At 66.3% G+C, this 1,647-nt stretch carries 1 protein-coding gene; it reads right to left on the bottom strand.

Annotated elements, in window-relative coordinates:
• The coding region (locus ACWD3H_RS47285) for a hypothetical protein (RefSeq protein WP_451959748.1) at window positions 1-1,014 on the bottom strand (1,014 nt) is incomplete at its 3' end.
• Window positions 1,015-1,647: the final 633 nt, after the last annotated feature.

Genomic DNA, 1,647 nt, shown 5'->3' with positions numbered 1-1,647 from the left:
GTCGGCGTGCACGGTTCCCCACGCCCCGCTGCCTTGACGGACATCGAGTCCGTCCTTGGGGAAGGTGATCTTCCCGTCGTCGGTGCTTCTCCCCTGCACCCACTCGGTGTTCACTCCATTGAGATCAGCCCTGTCGGCCGTCACGGTCCCCTGGCCACCGGAGTTGTTGAAGATCTCCACCCCTGTGCCGGTGAAGGTGACGCGTCCCTTGTTCACCGTCCCCTGGACCCAGGGGGTGTCGATGCCGGTCGTGGCGGTGAGGGTTTCCAGGACGGGATAGCGCACCTGAACGGTCGTGGTGAGGAAGTGCTGCTTCTGCGCGGTGGGGTCGGTGGCGACCAGGATGTAGGTGGTAGCCCGCTTCGGGGCGTCGGCCGGCGACCAGGTACGCGTGCCCGGGGCGATGGCTGCCTGCCCGCCGGGGAACCGGATCTCATAGCTGAAGTCGTTGGACCCGTCCCAGCTCAGCGTGAGGTTTTCTCCGGCGTCCAGCAGGGCCTTGTCCGGGCGGAAGTCGCGTGGTGCCGGAATCTCCTTGGGAGCGGCCTTCACCACCGGCACCGCCGCGTGGCTGACCTGCCACCCTCTACTGGTTTTGGTGGTCTCGGTCACCGTCAGCACGGCTACCCCGGCGGTGGGAGCGACGGTGACGTTCTCCAGTGTCAGCACAATGTAGTCACCAGGCGCGAAACCTTCTAAGCGACCGCTCTGGGTGGTGACCTGGAAGACGTCGTTGCCTTGCTGCTGGACGATCACCGGCTGGGTGGCCGCCTGGGGGCCCGACTGGGTGTCGGTGTACTCGCCCCTCGGCTTGATCGTGCTGATGTCCCGGGTGAGGTGGCCAGCACCGTCACCGACGGGCACCTTCACCTCGATCCTCAGCCAGGGCACTGTCTGTCTGGTGTTGGTGACCATCAGATACACCGTCCCCGTGGACGGGGACCGCCCGTCCACTGACGCCTCCAGGGATGTCGGGTCGGTGAGGATGGTGTAGGTCAGCGCAGTCAAAGTCACGACTCCTTCTTGGCGGACAGCACAGGTCGATGCCCTGCGCACTACGAGAGGACCAGGCCGGGCAGAACAGGCGGCGGCACGGGTGAGGCGTCTGGAACCCGCCGCTTGTGACGCACCGCAGAAGATCACCCCTCCTAGATCCAAACGCCAGGGTGAGAGCACAACAAGAGCACTCAAGGGGGCCATAACGGAGCGCTTCGGCAATATCATCAGCGTCTTGACAAGCATTTGGACCATGCTCTATTGGCAGCGCTGCGGACACCTGTCAGCCGTGATAAGTGCGGTGATTATGTCCGTGCTGGAACGATGTCTGGCCCATCCGCGACGTTCGGTGGGCCGGGGCTGAGGAACGAAGTCCCGGACCTTCGATCGCCCCCAACCCCGTGCGATGGTTAGCCACAGCATGGCGATCGTCGTGCTGCATCCGTACGGCGACGGTGCGGCCCTGGTGCGGCGGCCGAGGGGCGAGTGCGGCGCGCGAGTGGTGCGGCGGGCGGCTCGCGGTCCCGCCGCCGACCGAGACCGGCGCCCACGCCGCACGCTCGGGCGGCGTTCGGGCGGCGGGCCGCCGCCCCGGCCGCCGCCCCTCACGTCACAGCCCACGTATTAACACCCGTCACCACAAAATTGAAG

This window comes from Streptosporangium sp. NPDC002607 (assembly GCF_053592655.1).
The sequence above is the reverse complement of the archived record's forward strand: the minus strand, read 5'-3'. Positions and strand labels throughout refer to the sequence as shown.